This is a genomic window from Nonomuraea maritima, assembly GCF_900100395.1.
GTDB lineage: Bacteria > Actinomycetota > Actinomycetes > Streptosporangiales > Streptosporangiaceae > Nonomuraea > Nonomuraea maritima.
Genome location: NZ_FNFB01000008.1, coordinates 235,986 through 251,752, shown reverse-complemented (window position 1 = coordinate 251,752; position 15,767 = coordinate 235,986). Strand labels below are relative to the sequence as shown.

18 protein-coding genes are annotated in these 15,767 nt (G+C 73.5%); 11 read left to right on the top strand and 7 right to left on the bottom strand.

Translation table 11 applies throughout. The annotated features are described in order from the left end of the window. Positions 1-11: 11 nt before the first annotated feature. The 6 genes from BLR04_RS16775 to BLR04_RS16755 form a co-directional block, all read right to left on the bottom strand. Positions 12-524, bottom strand: coding sequence for a flavin reductase family protein (locus tag BLR04_RS16775; RefSeq protein ID WP_090765416.1), 513 nt, complete (start codon positions 522-524; stop codon positions 12-14). A gap of 290 nt (positions 525-814) precedes the next feature. Beyond that, positions 815-1,339 carry an NADPH-dependent FMN reductase gene (locus BLR04_RS16770; RefSeq protein ID WP_090765597.1) on the bottom strand — a complete coding sequence of 175 codons (525 nt, stop codon included), beginning with the start codon at positions 1,337-1,339 and terminating at the stop codon, positions 815-817. Beyond that, the gene (locus BLR04_RS40660) at positions 1,336-1,476 is read right to left on the bottom strand and encodes a hypothetical protein (RefSeq protein WP_176903122.1); all 141 of its coding nucleotides are present in this window, start codon (positions 1,474-1,476) and stop codon (positions 1,336-1,338) included. Before BLR04_RS40660 ends, BLR04_RS16770 begins: the two co-directional genes overlap by 4 nt. A gap of 50 nt (positions 1,477-1,526) precedes the next feature. Then, a complete protein-coding gene (locus tag BLR04_RS16765) occupies positions 1,527-2,918 on the bottom strand; it encodes a sensor histidine kinase (protein WP_090765413.1) in 1,392 nt (463 codons plus the stop codon). Positions 2,919-3,019: 101 nt separating this feature from the next. Further along, positions 3,020-3,847, bottom strand: coding sequence for an HpcH/HpaI aldolase/citrate lyase family protein (locus tag BLR04_RS16760; protein WP_090765411.1), 828 nt, complete (start codon positions 3,845-3,847; stop codon positions 3,020-3,022). Further along, positions 3,844-5,031 carry a CaiB/BaiF CoA transferase family protein gene (locus tag BLR04_RS16755; RefSeq protein ID WP_090765408.1) on the bottom strand — a complete coding sequence of 396 codons (1,188 nt, stop codon included), beginning with the start codon at positions 5,029-5,031 and terminating at the stop codon, positions 3,844-3,846. Before BLR04_RS16755 ends, BLR04_RS16760 begins: the two co-directional genes overlap by 4 nt. A gap of 49 nt (positions 5,032-5,080) precedes the next feature. On the opposite strand from BLR04_RS16755, the gene BLR04_RS16750 reads away from it, so the two are divergent. From BLR04_RS16750 to BLR04_RS16740, 3 genes are all read left to right on the top strand, one after another. Beyond that, the gene (locus tag BLR04_RS16750) at positions 5,081-5,752 is read left to right on the top strand and encodes a GntR family transcriptional regulator (RefSeq protein WP_245740291.1); all 672 of its coding nucleotides are present in this window, start codon (positions 5,081-5,083) and stop codon (positions 5,750-5,752) included. A gap of 162 nt (positions 5,753-5,914) precedes the next feature. Then, the gene (locus BLR04_RS16745) at positions 5,915-6,670 is read left to right on the top strand and encodes a hypothetical protein (RefSeq protein WP_090765405.1); all 756 of its coding nucleotides are present in this window, start codon (positions 5,915-5,917) and stop codon (positions 6,668-6,670) included. A gap of 50 nt (positions 6,671-6,720) precedes the next feature. Further along, on the top strand, positions 6,721-7,479 hold the full coding sequence (locus BLR04_RS16740; protein ID WP_090765403.1) for an HAD family hydrolase: 759 nt from the start codon (positions 6,721-6,723) through the stop codon (positions 7,477-7,479). Here the strand turns inward: BLR04_RS16740 and BLR04_RS16735 are convergent. Then, positions 7,413-8,186, bottom strand: a complete 774-nt coding sequence (locus BLR04_RS16735) for an inositol monophosphatase family protein (RefSeq protein ID WP_090765401.1) — start codon at positions 8,184-8,186, stop codon at positions 7,413-7,415. The two genes, BLR04_RS16740 and BLR04_RS16735, sit on opposite strands and share 67 nt — an antisense overlap. A gap of 86 nt (positions 8,187-8,272) precedes the next feature. Here BLR04_RS16735 and BLR04_RS16730 point away from each other — a divergent pair, with 86 nt between their 5' ends. The 8 genes from BLR04_RS16730 (at position 8,273) to BLR04_RS16695 (ending at position 15,704) form a co-directional block, all read left to right on the top strand. Beyond that, positions 8,273-9,013 (top strand): GntR family transcriptional regulator, encoded by a 741-nt coding sequence (locus BLR04_RS16730; protein WP_090765398.1) that lies wholly within the window; start codon positions 8,273-8,275, stop codon positions 9,011-9,013. A 23-nt stretch (positions 9,014-9,036) separates the two neighbouring features. Then, positions 9,037-10,137: a sensor histidine kinase gene (locus BLR04_RS16725; protein ID WP_090765395.1), complete on the top strand. Its 1,101-nt coding sequence runs from the start codon at positions 9,037-9,039 to the stop codon at positions 10,135-10,137. Next, positions 10,130-10,795, top strand: a complete 666-nt coding sequence (locus BLR04_RS16720) for a response regulator transcription factor (protein ID WP_090765392.1) — start codon at positions 10,130-10,132, stop codon at positions 10,793-10,795. Before BLR04_RS16725 ends, BLR04_RS16720 begins: the two co-directional genes overlap by 8 nt. A 52-nt stretch (positions 10,796-10,847) precedes the next feature. Continuing rightward, the gene (locus tag BLR04_RS16715) at positions 10,848-11,552 is read left to right on the top strand and encodes an ABC transporter ATP-binding protein (protein WP_090765389.1); all 705 of its coding nucleotides are present in this window, start codon (positions 10,848-10,850) and stop codon (positions 11,550-11,552) included. Further along, entirely contained in the window at positions 11,549-12,298 is a 750-nt protein-coding gene (locus BLR04_RS16710) for a hypothetical protein (protein ID WP_090765386.1), read from the top strand. The genes BLR04_RS16715 and BLR04_RS16710 overlap by 4 nt, the downstream gene beginning before the upstream one ends. Further along, positions 12,295-12,921 (top strand): hypothetical protein, encoded by a 627-nt coding sequence (locus BLR04_RS16705; protein ID WP_090765384.1) that lies wholly within the window; start codon positions 12,295-12,297, stop codon positions 12,919-12,921. The genes BLR04_RS16710 and BLR04_RS16705 overlap by 4 nt, the downstream gene beginning before the upstream one ends. Before the next feature lie 145 nt (positions 12,922-13,066). Further along, positions 13,067-14,356, top strand: a complete 1,290-nt coding sequence (locus tag BLR04_RS16700) for an alpha/beta fold hydrolase (RefSeq protein WP_090765381.1) — start codon at positions 13,067-13,069, stop codon at positions 14,354-14,356. Continuing rightward, positions 14,349-15,704 carry an aminopeptidase P family protein gene (locus BLR04_RS16695; RefSeq protein ID WP_090765378.1) on the top strand — a complete coding sequence of 452 codons (1,356 nt, stop codon included), beginning with the start codon at positions 14,349-14,351 and terminating at the stop codon, positions 15,702-15,704. The genes BLR04_RS16700 and BLR04_RS16695 overlap by 8 nt, the downstream gene beginning before the upstream one ends. Positions 15,705-15,767: the final 63 nt, after the last annotated feature.

The window sequence follows — 15,767 nt, the reverse complement described above, 5'->3', positions numbered from 1 at the left end:
GCGGCCCGGACTCAGGCGTCGGGATGGGCCAGGAAACGGCCGAAGCGCCCCTGGTGGTAGAGGAGCGGACGGCCCGTTCCGTGCACGTCGGCGTGGGCCACCAGTCCGACGACCAGCAGGTGGTCGCCGACCACGGCCCTGTCGTAGGGCAGGCAGACGAGGTGGGCCGAGACGCCCTGCAGCAGCGGCGCGCCGAGCGGCCCGGGACGCCAGCTGGTGGGCGCCGCGAAACGGTCGACGCCCTTGCGGGCGAAGCGGGCGGCGAGCCCGGCCTGGTCGCTGGTCAGGATGTTGACCGCGAAGTGGTCGGCGGCGCCGAGCCGCGGCCAGGTGGTCGAGGAACGGTCGACATAGAAGGAGACGAGCGGCGGTTCGAGGCTGACCGAGGAGAACGAGGTGGCGGTGAGCCCGACCGGGATGCCGCCGCTCTGCGCGGTGATGACCACGACGCCGCTGGCGTGCACGGCCAGGGCGTGCCTGAACTGGTCGGCCTCGAGCGCGCGGTCGGGAAGCGTGTCGGTCATGCGGGGGCTCCCGCCTGGTCGGGGTTGCCGGTGGGCACGGGTGTCACGATCACAAGAAGGTCCTCACGGGGACGCGCTGCGCCCGCGGCGGTCGCGTGGCAGCGGCAGGAGAAGAGGAGAGAGTTCTGGCGGGGCGACGATGGCCCGCGGCCGTCAGTTCGTGATCAGCGACACTGCGCGCTGGCCACGTGGCAGAAGTCCACGTGGGAGCGCCTGGTCAAGCGGTAACCCTGGCTCATGCGAACGAAGCTAGGCGCTGGATCCGCAAAAGTCAACATTTCCTACTCGATTTACCGGAAATCTGCCGGCGCGGCCGTCACGTACGGCTCGACCTGGGCCTGCCAGGGCTCCAGCAGCTCCTGCAGGCGGGGCAGATCGGCCTCGACGAGCGCGAGGCCGGGCGTGGGCACCAGCGCGCCCAGCTCCACCAGCAGCGGGCGCAGGTGGACCTCGACGGCGAGCGCGTGCCGGGGGTCGCCCATCACCAGCAGGGGCAGCGCCACCGTGCCCGCGAGGGCCCGCGACGGCAGCCCGTCAAGAAAGGCCTTGAGCAGTCCCGTGTAGGTGCCCTTGTAGGTGGGGCTGGCCACGACGAGCACGTCCGCGCCCGTGACGAGCTCGCGCGCGATCTCCGCGCGCGGCGACGGGGCGGGTGCGAAGAGATGCGCACCCAGGGCCGACAGATCCACGACCGTGACCGGCTCGCCGTGCCCGGCGCGCTTGGCCACCGTCTCGGCCACCTCGACGGCCGCGCCGAGGGTCCTGGAGCCGCTGCGCGGGTTGCCGACGAGCGCCACCACGCGGTCGCCGCTCACGACGCCCACCTCCGCCACAGCCGCCGCCTGCGGCGCGAGGTCTCCTCGCCCGGCTCGACGTCGTCGTCCGGGACGTCATACCAGTGCACGTCGCCAGGAAGACCCGGGCGGACGGCCGTACCGCGATGCTGATCCATGTCCGTAACGTACGACTCGCATCCGCTGTAGTCAACATTTCCTACTCGCTTTACAGGGAATTGTCCGGGTGGAGCGGCAGACGCAGGACGAGGTGCGCACCCTGGGCGGCGTCCTCGACGAGCAGGGTGCCGCCGTGGGCGAACGCGATCTGCCGGGCGATCGCCAGGCCGAGGCCGGTGCCTCCGGCGTCCCGGTCCCTCGCGGTGTCGAGCCGGGCGAAGCGCTGGAAGACCAGCTCCCGCTTGTCCAGCTCGATGCCGGGCCCGTCATCGATCACCTCCACCAGCGCCACGCCGTCCGGGAAGCGCTGGGCGTCGCGCCCGGCGGACGGCAGCCGCCGCACGTTCAGTGACACCGACGAGCAGGCGTAGCGCTCGGCGTTGTCGATCAGGTTGGCCAGCAGGCGCGACAGCTCCGTCCGGTCGCCGAGCACCGTCACCCCGGGTTCGAGCGAGCACGTGAACGCCTTGCCGGTGACGCTCTCCCGCTCCCGGCACCGGGCCGTCACGAGTTCGGCGAGGTCCGTCGGCTCGCGCTCCACCGGCCGTCCCGACTCCAGCCGGGCGATGGTCAGCAGACCGTCCACGATCGCCTGCAACCGGTCGACGCTGTTCAGGACCTTCGCGCCGAGCGTGGGAATGCTGCTCTCCTCCGGCGCCTGCATGGCGTCCTCGACCTCGGCCCTGATCGCGGCGATCGGCGTACGCAGCTCGTGGGAGGCGTCCGAGGTGAAATGGCGCTGCTGGGCCATCGCGGCGTGCAGCCGGACGAGGGTCCGGTTGACGCTCTCTGCCAGGTTCTGGATCTCGTCGTGGCTGCCCGGCACCGGCAGCCGGTCGTCGGCCCCGGCGTCGTTCATCCGGTCGAGCTCGGTCTGGATCCGGGTGACGGGACGCAGGGCGTCGGTGACGATCCGGTGCGCCAGGACCGTGACGGCCGCCGCCAGCGCGGCCGCGGCGCCGGCCACCGTCACGGCCAGCCACGGGACGACATACGGCGGAACGACGGGGGCGGCGACGAGGACGGTCCAGACCTGCCCGTCGCGATGGGCCGCCCTGGCGACCACGATGTTGCACTCGCCGGACGGGAAGGCGCCGCCGCAGACGACCGCGGCGGAGTCCCTCATGTCGCGCCAGGACGGGTCGGCCATGACCGGCCTGCCGCTCAGCTGCGGCGTGGCGGCGACCACCCGGCCCCGGGGGTCGACGATCTGCACCTTGCGGTCGCTGTGGTGGACCAGCGGCGTCACCGGCCCCTGCCGTTCCACCTGCGTGACCACGCGCCCGCCGTCCGCGGCGATCTCCTCCGTACGGGACTCCGTGGCGTAGCGGTGCACCGCGGACAGGACCACGACGGCGAGGGCCGCCGAGAGCAACACCGCCAGCACACCCCCGAACAGCGTGATGCGCTTCGTGATCGAGATGCGCCGCCAGGTGTCCATGTGCCCCCCAGCCAGTTGAGCACATGCCACGCAGACGGATGTTCACGCGCCGGCCGCGCTCCGGCACAGCCAGGGGCAACAGCGCGTCAAGGTTCCGCGTCTCACGCCGTGTCGGTGAGACGGCGGGCGAGGGAGAGCGTGCGGCGGGCCCGCCTGACGATCGGGGCGTCCACGAAACGGCCGTCGGGCAGCGCGACCGCGCCGACCCCCGCCGCCTCGGCGCGCTCCGCCGCCGCCACGATCTCGGCGGCCCTGGCCGTCTCCTCCTCCGAGGGGCGGAACGCCTGCCGGATCAGCGGGATCTGGCGCGGGTGGATGGCGGTCCTGCCGAACATGCCGATCGCGCGCCCGGACCGGCAGGACGCCAGCAGGCCGGCGTCGTCCTTGACGTCCGGGTGGACGGACATGGCGACCGGCGGCAGCCCGGCCGCCGCGGCGGCGAGGACGACCTGGATCCGCAGGTGGTTCATCGCCTGCTCGTCCGTGACGGTCAGCTCGGCCGCGAGGTCCTGCTCGCCGAGCGCCACTCCGGCGACGCGCGGGTGCGCGGCGATCTCGCGGGCCGCGACGATCCCGGCGGCCGACTCGAGCAGCGCGAACACCGGCGTCGCCGCCGGCACGGTGTCGAGGACGGCCGCCGACTCGACCTTCGGCACGCGTACGGCGTCGGCCACCTGTGCCACGGCGGCCAGGTCGTCACGCCCGCGCGCGGTGGCCAGGTCGTTGACCCTGACGTGCACCTGGCCGGACGTCCTGGGGCGCGACCGCAGGTAGGCGACGGCGTTCTGCCTGGCCGCGTCCTTGGCGGCCGGCGCGACGGCGTCCTCCAGGTCGATGATCACCACGTCGGCGCCGGACGCCACCGCCTTGGCGAACCGCTCGGGCCGGTCGCCGGGCACGTAGAGCCAGGTCACGGGCGTCCAGCTCATGCGATCACGCCTTTCTCGCGCAGCGCGGCGACCAGGTCGTCCGGGTAGTCGAGCTCGGCGAGCACCTCGTCGGTGTCGCGGCCGAGCGGGCGTCCTGGCCAGCGCACCTCGCCGGGCGTGTCCGACAGGCGGAACAGGACGTTCTGCAGGGTGAGCGGGCCGAGTTCCTCGTCGTCCATCTCGACGAACGTGCCGAGCGCGGCGTACTGCGGGTCCTCGGCGATGTCGGTGACGTCGTAGATGGGCGCGACGGCGGCCTGCGCCTCCTCGAAGCGGGCGATGACCTCGTCGGCGTCGCGCTCGGCGATCCAGGAGGCGACGGCCTCGTCCAGCTCGTCCACGTGCTGGACGCGCCCGTGCCCGGTCGCGAACCACGGCTGCTCGACCAGGTCGGGCCTGCCCACCAGAGTGACCACGCGCTCGGCGATCGGCTGCGCGCTGGTGGAGACGGCGAGCCAGCGCCCGTCGCGGGTGCGGTAGGTGTTGCGCGGCGCGTTGCTGCTGGACCGGTTGCCCGTCCGCTTCGGCACCGCCCCGAGCGCCTTGTAGGCGGTCATCTGCGGCCCGAGCAGGCCGAGGATCGGCTCGATGATGGCCAGATCGACGACCTGCCCGCGCCCGGTCCGCTCGCGGGCGTGCAGCGCCACCATGATCGCGTACGACATGGCCAGGCCGGCGATGCCGTCGGCGAGGGCGAGCGGAGGGAGCGTCGGCGGGCCGTCGGGCTGCCCGGTCATGGCCGCGAACCCGCTCATGGCCTCGGCCAGCGTGCCGAACCCCGGCCGCCCGGCCATGGGCCCGGCCTGCCCGAAGCCGGTCATCCGCGCCACGATCAGCCGCGGGTTGAGCTTCATGAGGTCGGCGGGGGCGAGGTTCCAGCGTTCGAGGGTGCCGGGGCGGAAGTTCTCGATCAGCACGTCGGACCGTTCTGCCAGGCGGCGCAGGATCTCCTGCCCGTCGGGGTGCGACAGGTCGACGGCGGCGGCGCGCTTGTTGCGCGACAGCGTCTTCCACCACAGGCCCACGCCGTCGAGGGAGGCGCCGTGCCCGCGTGACGGGTCGCCCCGCCGGGGGTGCTCGATCTTGATCACGTCGGCGCCGAAGTCGCCCAGCATCATCGCGGCGGAGGGACCGGCGAACAGTGTCGCCGCGTCGATGACCCGCAGGTCGGCGAGACTCGTCATGGTTATGTAAGTTATAAGAAATATGTCATAGGTCAACAGGCGGGTCTCCATGCGCGACACTGAGGACATGTCCTTCACCGAGCCGCGGCCGCCCATGAGCAAGGCCGAGTACGTCTACACCGTGCTGCTGGAGGAGATCCGCACCTCGCGGATCCCCGGCGGTACGGCGCTACGGGCGGGCGAGGTGGCCAAGCGGCTGGGGGTGTCCGTGACCCCCGTCCGCGAGGCGCTGCGCAGGCTGGAGAAGGACCGGCTGATCAGCTACGAGGCCCACCACGGCGCCACCGTCGTCGACCTCGGCGACGAGGCGACGGCCGAGTACTACGGGCTGCGCGCGGTCGTCGAAGGGCTCGGCGCGCGGCTCGCGGCGGCCAGGATCACCCCCGGCGAGCTGGCGGAGCTGCGCGAGCTGCACGCCGCGATGACCGAGGACGCCGCCCACGGCAGGCACGACGGGCTGGGCGAGCGGAGCAGGCGCTTCCACCTGCGCATCGTCGACATCGGCGGCCCGGCGTTCCTCGGCGCGCACGCGAGGGCGGTGCGCAACAGCTTCCCGGTGCCCTCCGAGGCGTCGCTGTGGCTCGACCCGCAGCAGGCCGGGCGCCAGCTCGACGCTCACGCGCGCCTCCTTGCCGCCCTGGAGGCGGGCGACGGCGACACCGCGGAACGCGTCATGATCGACCACGTCCGCGAGGCCGGCGACCACCGCCGGCACCACTGACCGAGCGGCCCGCCGACGCCCCTTGCAAACACCCCCGCGGTGAGGTGATGACAAACATCAGCGTTTGCACCCGGACTCTTGCACGGGCATGACCCGTGTTGCACGATGGCGTCTCTGATCCTCTGACCTGCCGTGACAAGCTGATCGGAAGGGGCTGACGCCGTGGCGGACGCGTGGATCCTGCATCCCGACTACCGCACTCCCGCCGTACCGGCGGGCACCGGGCCGGCACCCGGGCCGTGGCGGCACCCCGACGGCGGGCAGGTCATGAACGGCACCTACGAGCGCGCCCTGCCCGGCGGCCAGGTCGAGGTCGTCACCGTCTGGTACGGCTACGCGCTCAGCCGCTGGCACGGCCCCTTCATGCCGCGCTTCACCAGCCCGATGGTGTCGGCGTGGAACCTGGTGCTGGCCCAGGGCCTGACGGCCGGCCCCGGCGCGCCGTCGCCGTACCACGACGAGCTGTGGTGCGACCGCTGGATCGCCGAGGCCCTGCTGTACGGGCGCAAGCCGTACGGCACCTTCCGCCTGCCCGCCGCCGAGGCGCTCGACTGGTTCGCCGGCTGCGGCGGCACCAACCTCGTCTACCGCGCGCGGGTCGAGGGCGACCTGGTCCGGGTGGTGGCCGGCACCTCCGAGCGCTACGTCCACCTGTTCGACCTCGACGCCCTGATCGCCGACTACCGCGAGGCGCTGCCGCGCGACCTGGCCGAGCCCGCGGTGGCGGTCCTCGACGCCCACCGCCTGCACTCCCCCGCCCTGCACTACGTGCTGCCCGAGAACGGCGAGGAGCGCTTCGCGCGGGCCCCGCTGCCGATCCGCGGCCTCACGCTGGGCTACCCTCCGCGGGAGACGGCCGCGCGCATCGTCACGGCGTCCGCCGAGCCGGCGTCCGTGCGGCAGGCGGCGGCCCAGTAGGGTTGACCTCCCGCCGGACGCCGCCGCAGTCCGCCCTACCCGGAGCTTCGATGACGCCTCTCAAGGGGATCCTGTTCGACCTCGACGGCACCCTGTTCGACCACCGGGCGGCCGCCGACGCCGCGATCGTCGCCTGGGTCGAGGAGCGCGCGCCGGGCCACCCGCGCCTGGCCGAGACGGCCGCGCTCTGGGCCGCGCTGGAGGGACCGTACCTCGCGATGTGGCAGGCGGGCCGGTGCACGGTGCAGGAGCAGCGCCGCCTGCGGCTGTCGGGGCTGTGCCGGGAGCTCGGCCTGGCGCTCCCCGCCGACCTCGACGGCGCGTACGAGGAGTTCGCGAGCCGCTATCGGGCGAGGTGGATCGCCTACCCCGACGTGGCGCAGGCGGTGGCGGGGCTCGGCGGCTACGCGCTCGGGGTGCTGACGAACGGCGCCCAGCGCATGCAGGAGGCGAAGATCCGCGCGATCGGCCTGGAGGGGCTGGTCGGCCCGGTGCTGACGGGCGAGGTGCTGGGCGGCTTCAAGCCCTCACCCGTCTCCTACACCGGGGCCGCCGCCGCGCTCGGCCTGGCCCCCGATGAGGTGCTGCTGGTGGGTGACGACGTGCCCAACGACGTCACCGGCCCGGCGGCCACGGGGATGCGCTCGGCCTGGCTCGACCGGCTCGGCGTCGAGCCGCCGCCCGCCGGGTTCCCCCGCATCGCCTCACTGTCGGAACTGGCGGGCCTCCTGCGCGCCGATCATCAGGACGGCGCCACCTCGGCGAGCTCCGACGAACTGAGGTCGAACCCGCCCACGTGCGCCAGGTAGTCACCGGCGACCAGCGGATCACCCAGGTAGACGCCTCCGGCCCGGCGCACCAGCAGCGCCCCGGCGGCCACGTCCCAGGGGTTGGAGCGGGTGCCGTAGGCGACGTCCGCCCAGCCGGCGGCGACGTAGGCGAGCTTGAGCGCGGCGCTGCCGGGCTTGCGCACGGTGGCGAACGACCCCAGGCATCCGGCGTAGCGCCGCAGCGCCCGCTCGCCGTCGGCGTCGAGGTCCTGCGGGGTGGGGTAGCTCATCAGCAGCATGGCCTCCTGGTCGCGGGTGGCTCCGGTGCTGCGCAGCGGCGTGCCGTCGCACCACGCGCCGTCCTGGCCCGCGGTGAACTCCTGCTCGCGTACGGGGTCGTACACGACGCCCGCCACCAGTTCGCCGTGGACGGCCGCGGCGATGGAGACGCAGAAGAAGGGAAATCCGGCGGCGAAATTGGCGGTGCCGTCGATGGGGTCGACGTACCAGACGATGTCACCGGCGCCGGTCGTGCCGCCCTCCTCGCCGACGATCGTGCTGCCTGGGGCGCGGGAGGAGATGACGGCACGGATGGTCTCCTCGGCGGCCCGGTCGTGCTCGGTCACGGGGTCGTGGAAATCACGCTTGACGGTCACGTCGGGCCGGGACCTGAAAGCCTTGCGCAGCTGGGGGCCGACCGCCCTGGCGGCCTCGATGGCGGTGTCGAGCAGATGGGTCGCATCCATGCCCTCTCCCCTACCTCTCATGTGGATGTCCAACACCTGGAACACGCATTTGTCTGGACATTATGACCTCAGTTAAGCTGATCAGCATGACCGCGGACCTCTCCATCGCCCTGGACCGATCCAGTCCAGTGCCGCTCTACTTCCAGGTGGCCGAGCAGATCGCCGAGGCCATCAGGCGGGGTGATCTGACTCCCGGTTCGCGGCTCGACAACGAGATCCTGCTCGCCGACAAGCTGGGCCTGTCGCGGCCGACGATCCGCCAGGCGATCCAGTACCTGGTCGACAAGGGCCTGCTGGTCCGCAAGCGCGGCGTCGGCACGCAGGTGGTGCACGGTCAGGTCAAGCGCTCGGTCGAGCTGACGAGCCTCTACGACGACCTGCGCCGGGCCGGTCAGGAGCCGGCCACGCAGGTCCTCGCGCTGGAGCCGCGGCCGGTGGAGGAGGGGGTCGCGGGCATCCTCGGCGTGGAGCCTGGCTCCGACGTCCTCTACCTGGAGCGGCTGCGCTTCGCCGCCGGAGAGCCACTCGCCCTGCTGCACAACTGGCTGCCGGTGGCGCTCGCCCAGCTCACCGCCGCCGACCTCGAGGGCCGCGGCCTGTACGAGCTGCTGCGCGCGGCGGGCGTACGGATGCGGGTGGCCAACCAGCGCATCGGCGCGCGGGCGGCCACGCAGACGGAGGCGCGGCTGCTGGAGGAGCGGCGCGGCGCGCCGCTGCTGACGATGATCCGCACCACGTACGACGACCAGGGCCGGGCCGTCGAGCACGGCTCGCACGTCTACCGGGCCTCGCACTACTCCCTGGAAGTGACCCTCATCGAGCGCTGAGCCGGGCGGTTAGTGTCCTGCGCATGGCCTTCTTCACCCCTCGACGGGCCGGCGCGGTCGGCCAGGACCTCGGGGCCGCGCTGCTGTGCGTCCTGGTGTTCTGGCTCCCGGCCGACCCTCCGGCACAGGCTCTGGTCGCGCTCGTGGTCGTCGGCATGCTGCTCAGGTCGTGGTGGCCGCTGCCGGCGTTCGTCCTGGTGGCCGCGGCCACGCTCACGGGCGCGGTGGCGGGCGTGACGGACGACCCGTTCCTCGCGGCGGCCTGGACGCTGTATCCCGTGGCGCTCAGGTGGGGCCGTCGCAGGTTCCTGCCGTCGGTGCCCGTGGTCGTCGCCGTGGGCATCGGTCTGCTGGCCCTCGCGGGGCCCGCCGAGGCGGGGGCCGCGACCCGTTATGCGATGACGAGTCTGCCGGCGCCGGCGGCGGCGTGGGCGCTCGGCGCCCAGGTCCGGCACGGCAGGCTCGCCGCCGAGCAGGCCACCCGCGCCGAGCGGGACCGCGCCGTCGCCGAGGAGCGGCTGCGCGTGATCAGGGAGGTGCACGACGTCGTGTCCCACTCGCTGGGCACGATCGCGATCACCTCGGGGGTGGCGCTGCACGTCGGCGGTGACGCCGAGGCGATGCGCGGCAGGCTCGCCCGCATCGAGTCGGCGAGCAGGCGGGCGCTCGACGAGCTGCGCGGCGTGCTGCGCGCGGTCCGCGACGGGGACGACGGGGCCGAGCGCGGCCCGCGGCCCGGCGTCCAGGACCTCCCCGGCCTGGTCGAGCGGTCGCGGCAGGCCGGGCTGCCGGTCGAGCTCACGATGACGGACGTCGCCGACGTGCCGCCTGGCGCGGGGCTGGCGGCGTACCGGGTCGTGCAGGAGGCCCTGACCAACGTTGGCCGGCACGCGCCGGGCGCGCGGTGCCGCGTGCGCGTCACCGGCGGCGGGGCGGTCCACGTCGAGGTCGACGACGACGGGCGCGGCGGCACGGGTGACGGCCCGCCCGGGTACGGGCTGATCGGCCTGCGCGAGCGGGTCGAGTTGCTCGGCGGCACGTTCACCGCGGGGCCGCGGCCGGACGGCGGGTTCGGGGTGCGTGCGGTGATCCCGGTCCGCGTGCAGGAGGCCGCCGATGCCTGATCGGGTCAGCGTGATCATCGCCGAGGACGACGATCTGCTGCGCGCCTCGCTGCGGGAACTCGTCGACAGCGACCCCGGGCTGCTCACCGTCGCAGAAGCGCGCGACGGCGGGGAGGCGGTGGCGGCCGCCGACCGGTTGCGTCCCGGCGTGGTGCTGATGGACATCCGCATGCCCGGCACGGACGGCCTGGCCGCGACCGCCGCGATCTGCGCCCGGCACCCCGCCACCAGGGTCGTCGTCCTCACCACCTTCGACCTCGACGAGTACGTCTACGAGGCGCTGCGCGCGGGAGCCGCGGGCTTCCTGCTGAAGAACACGCCGCCGGCGCAGATCGTGCGGGCGATCCACGTCGTCCACGAGGGCGACGCCATGCTCGCCCCCGAGGTGACCCGCCGCATGATCGCCGGGCTGGCCGAGCGGCGGCCCGCGCGGGGGACCGGCGCGGCGCGGTTCGACGCGCTGACCGAGCGCGAGCGCGACGTCGTGGCCGCGATCGTGCGGGGGCTGTCGAACGAGGAGATCGCCGCCGCGCTGTTCCTCAGCCGGGCGACGGTCAAGACGTATCTCAGCAGGCTGTTCGTCAAGGTGGGCGTGCGTGACCGCACGCAGCTGGTCATCCTCGCCTACGAGTCGGGGTTCGTCGAGTCCCTGCGCTGATGTCAACCTTTGGCCGATGCGCGCCGCGGGAGGTGACGGCCACCCTGGACCGGTGATCGAACTCAACGGCCTCACCAAGCGCCACGGCGGGAAAGTCGCCGTGGACGACGTGAGCTTCACCGCCTCTCCCGGCCGGGTGACCGGGTTCCTCGGCCCGAACGGCGCGGGCAAGTCCTCGACCCTGCGCGTGCTGCTCGGCCTCGACGTCCCCGACGCGGGGACGGCGCTGGTCGGCGGCCGTCCGTACCGGAAGCTCAGGAACCCTTTGCGCACGGTGGGGTCGCTGCTCGACGGCGGCGGCGCCCACGGCTCGCGGAGCGGGCGCGCCCACCTGACCTGGCTCGCCGTCAGCAACGGCATCCCGAGGTCGCGGGTGGAGGAGGTGCTCGACCTCGTGGGGCTCGCGGACGTCGCGGGGCGGCGCGTCTCGACGTACTCCCTCGGAACGGGACGGCGGCTCGGCCTGGCGGCGGCGCTGCTGGGCGATCCGGAGGTGCTGGTCCTCGACGAGCCGGTCAACGGGCTCGACCCGGAGGGCATCCGCTGGATCCGCCGGTTCCTGCGGGCGTACGCGGCCGAGGGGCGCACGGTGCTGCTGTCCAGCCACCTGATGGGCGAGACCGCCGGGACCGCGGACGACCTGGTCGTGATCGACGCGGGCCGGGTCGTCGCCCGCGGGACGGTGCCGGAGGTCGTCGGCGGGCACGCGTCCCTCGAGGACGCGTTCTTCGCCCTCACCGAGGAGCGGGGCCGATGAGCGCGGTGGCCGCGGAGTGGCGCAAACTCCTCTCCCTGCCGTCCGCGCTGGTCGCGATCGGCCTCACGCTCGTGGCGATGCCCGCTCTCGGGACGTCGACCGCGCGCCGGCTCGCGGCCCAGCTCGACGCGGGCGGCGACGGCGTCCTCGGCACCGTGACCACGCTGACCGTCGGCTTCGAACTCGTCCCCTTCGCGGTCCTCGGGCCGGTCGTGCTGGGCGTCGTCATCATCGGCAGCGAGTACACGCGGGGCAGCAAGGACTCCGGCGGCGGCCGGCAGATCACGACCAGCCTCACCGCCGTGCCGGGGCGCGGCAGGCTGCTGCTGGCCAAGGCGGTCGTGCTCGCCGGGGTATCCGCCGCGCTCGCCGTGGTCGTCATCCCGGCCACGATCTGGCTGGCCCAGACCGCACTCGGCGAGCACGGGCACACCTGGGACGCGCTCGGCCCGCGGGTCGCCGGGGCGGTCGTCTACTGGATGCTGATGCCGCTGATCGCCTTGGCCGTCACCGTGGTCACCAGGAGCGGGATCGTGCCGATGGTCTTCTTCGTGGTGAACTCCTCGTTCGTGTCCGTCACCCACCTGCTGACCCGGGTCACTCCCCTGGCGGCGTACCTGCCGGACATGGCAGGGACGCGGATGTTCACCGCACAGGGCCCGGTTCATGGCGGGCTGGTGATGCTCGCCTGGACGGCCGGGCTGCTCGCCGTCGCCGCCCTCGTCTTCACCCGGCGGGACGCGTGACGAACCACCCGTGGCGGGTCCTCGCCGCCGAACTGGTCAAGCTGCGCAGCCTGCCCGCCGTGCCGCTCACCGTGGGCACGACGGTCGCGGTCGCCGCCGGGCTCGCGTACGTGGCCGGCGCCACGCCGGTCCAGGTGATCACGTACGCGCAGGCCGGGTTCATCCTGCTCGGCGTGCTCACCGTGGCCGCCGAGCACGCCGGCACCTCCCTGGTCGCCGTACCGGGCAGGGTGCTGCTGGTCGCGGGGAAGCTGGCCGCCTACCTCGCGGTCGCCGTGCCGTTCGCCGCGGTGACCTGCCTGCTCGCCGGGCGGGCGAGCGTGCCGGTGGCGGCGGCCGCCTACCTGGTGCTGGTCGGCACGCTCGCGTTCGCGGTCGCCCTGCTGGTCAGACGGCTGCTCGTGGCGCTGGGCGGCGTGCTCACGCTCGTCTTCGTCGTCTCGCCCCTGCTCGCCTCGCTCACCGAGTACGCCGCCTACCTGCCCGACCTGGCCGGGGCGCGGATGTTCCGCCCCGGGCCGCCGGACGCGCTGACCCCCGTCCAGGGCGCGGCGGTGCTGGCCGGGTGGACCGCCGGTCTGCTCGGGGCGGCCGTCGCCGCCTTCACCCGGCGGGACGCGTGAGATACGTCTTGCCGCCGGGAAAGGGGCGGCCTTAGGGTTCGGTGCAATGTCACACAGTCCACCGGTGACGGCTTCGGCCCTTGCGGGACGGTGACGGATGTGAGATGCCGGAGTACGTGCCCGGCGCCCGCGCAGGAGGAGAACTTTGATCACCGCGACCTACACCGTTCCCGGCTTGCGGATGCGCGAGCACGTCGAGGAGGTGCCGCTCGACTGGTCCGACCCCAGGGAGACGATCAAGGTTTTCGCCCGCGAGGTGGTCGACCCCGCCCGCGACGGCGACGACCTGCCGTGCCTGCTCTTCCTGCAGGGCGGCCCCGGCGGCAAGAGCCCCCGGCCCCTCGACCGGTCGGGCTGGCTGGGACGCGCGCTGGAGACGTACCGGGTGATCCTGCTCGACCAGCGCGGCACGGGCCGCAGCTCGCGCATCGACGGGCGGGTGATGAGCGCGCTCGGCCCCAAGGAGGGCGCCGACTACCTGGCACACTTCCGCGCCGACTCGATCGTGGCCGACGCCGAGCACCTGCGCACGACCGTCTTCGGCGGGCGGCGCTGGTCGACGCTCGGCCAGAGCTACGGCGGCTTCCTCACGCTGCGCTACCTGTCGGCGGCGCCCGAGGGGCTCACCGCCTGCTACGTGACCGGCGGGCTGCCCGCGCTCGACCCCGACGCCGCCGAGGTCTACCGGCGCACCTATCCGCGCGTCGCGGCCAAGAACGCCGAGTTCTACCGCCGCTACCCGCACCACGCCGAGACGGTGGGGCGGCTGGCCGACCGGCTGGCCGAGGGCGACGTGCTGCTGCCCGACGGCGACGTGCTCACCGTGCGGCGGCTGCAGTCGCTGGGCATCGACTTCGGCATGAAGCCCGGCTACGAGCGGATGCACTGGCTGCTGGAGGAGGCGGTGCCCGACGCGGGCGGCGCCCTGCCGGACACGTTCCTGCACCAGGTGCTGACCCGCTCCTCCTACGCCGACAACCCGCTGTTCGCCGCGCTGCAGGAGAGCATCTACGGGTCCGGGCCGGGCGCGACCGCGTGGGCGGCGCAGCGCGAGCGCGACCGCCACCCGGCCTTCGCCGAGGACGCCAGGCCGCTGCTGTTCACCGGCGAGATGATGTACCCCTGGATGTTCGAGGAGATCCGCGCGCTGCGCCCGTTCCGCGCCGCCGTCGAGCTGCTCGCCGAACGTCCCGCGTGGCCGCCGCTGTACGACCTCGACCGCCTGGCGGCCAACGAGGTGCCGGTGGCGGCGGCCGTCTACTTCGACGACATGTACGTCGACTCCGGCCTGCAGCTCGACACCGCCTCGCGGATGGGCAACACGAAGGTGTGGGTCACCAACGAGTACGAGCACGACGGCGTGTACGACGAGCGGGTGTTCACCCGGCTGGCCGGCCTCGTGCGTGAGATGGGAGGAGGAATCTCCGGTGAGTGACGGCAAACTGCCCAGGCTCGCGGACATCCCCGCGTTCACCGAGTACATCGCGCAGGGCTGGGACTCCCCCGCCCGCACCCCCGACCTGGTCCCCGGCGCCGCCGAGGCCGCCGCCGCGCACCGGCGCCGCCTGGCCGAGGCCCTGCCCGGCCGCACGGTCGTCGTCACGGCGGGCCATGCGCCGGTACGCAGCTACGACACCACCTACGACTTCCGGGTGAACAGCGACTTCTTCTGGCTGACCGGCTGCGCCGAGGAGAAGGCGGTGGCCGTGGTCGCGGACGGCGAGGCCACGCTCTACCTGCCGCCGCCGTTACGGCCCGGCCAGGCCGGCTTCTTCTCCGACCCGCTCTACGGGGAGTTGTGGGTGGGCCCGTCCCCGTCGCTCGCCGAGTGGTCGGCCGCACTGGGCGTCACCGTGCTGCCGCTCGGGGAGTTCGCCGGGCCGCCCGAGGGCGCGCTGCTCGTCGGCCCCGGCTGGCCGGAGCCGTCGCCGGAGCTCGGGCAGGTGCTGGCCGAGCTGCGCATGATCAAGGACGAGTGGGAGGTCGCCCAGCTGCGCGAGGCCGTCGACCGTACGGTCGAGGGGTTCGCCGCGGTAATGGCCGAGGTGCCCGCCGCCGTCGCGGGCGGCGGCGAGCGCTGGCTGCAGGGCACCTTCGACCGGTATGCCAGGACGTACGGCAACGGCCCCGGCTACGCGACCATCGTCGGCAGCGGCCCGCACGCGCCCACCCTGCACTGGGTGCGCTGCGACGGCCCCGTCCTGGAGGGCGAGCTGCTGCTGCTCGACATGGGCGTCGAGGTCCGCAGCCACTACACCGCCGACGTCACCCGCACCTTCCCCGTCTCCGGCGCCTTCTCCGCGGCCCAGCGGCAGGTGTACGACCTGGTCGAACGGGCCCACCTGGCCGGGCTGGCCGAGGTGGCGCCCGGACGGCCGTTCACCGCCTTCCACCACGCGTGCATGGAGGTCATCGCGCGTGGCCTGCACGACTGGGGGCTGCTGCCTGTCTCGGTGGACGAGGCGCTGTCGGACACCGGCCAGCACCACCGCCGCTACCTGGTCTGCGGCGTCGGCCACCACATGGGGCTCGACGTGCACGACTGCTACCGGTCACGGCCGGAGGCCTACCACGGGGCGGCGATGGCGCCCGGCATGGTGCTGACCGTCGAGCCGGGGCTCTACTTCCACGCCCACGACCGCACGGTCCCTCCCGAGCTGCGCGGGATCGGCGTACGGATCGAGGACGACCTGCTGGTGACCGAGGACGGCGCCGAGAACCTCTCGTCCGCCCTGCCCATCGACGCGGCCGGCCTGGAGCGCTGGGTCAAGGACCGCACCTGACCCGCGCCCGTACGGCTGCCCTCATCCGAGCTGGACGGGCAGCCGTACGGGCCGGTGGGTCAG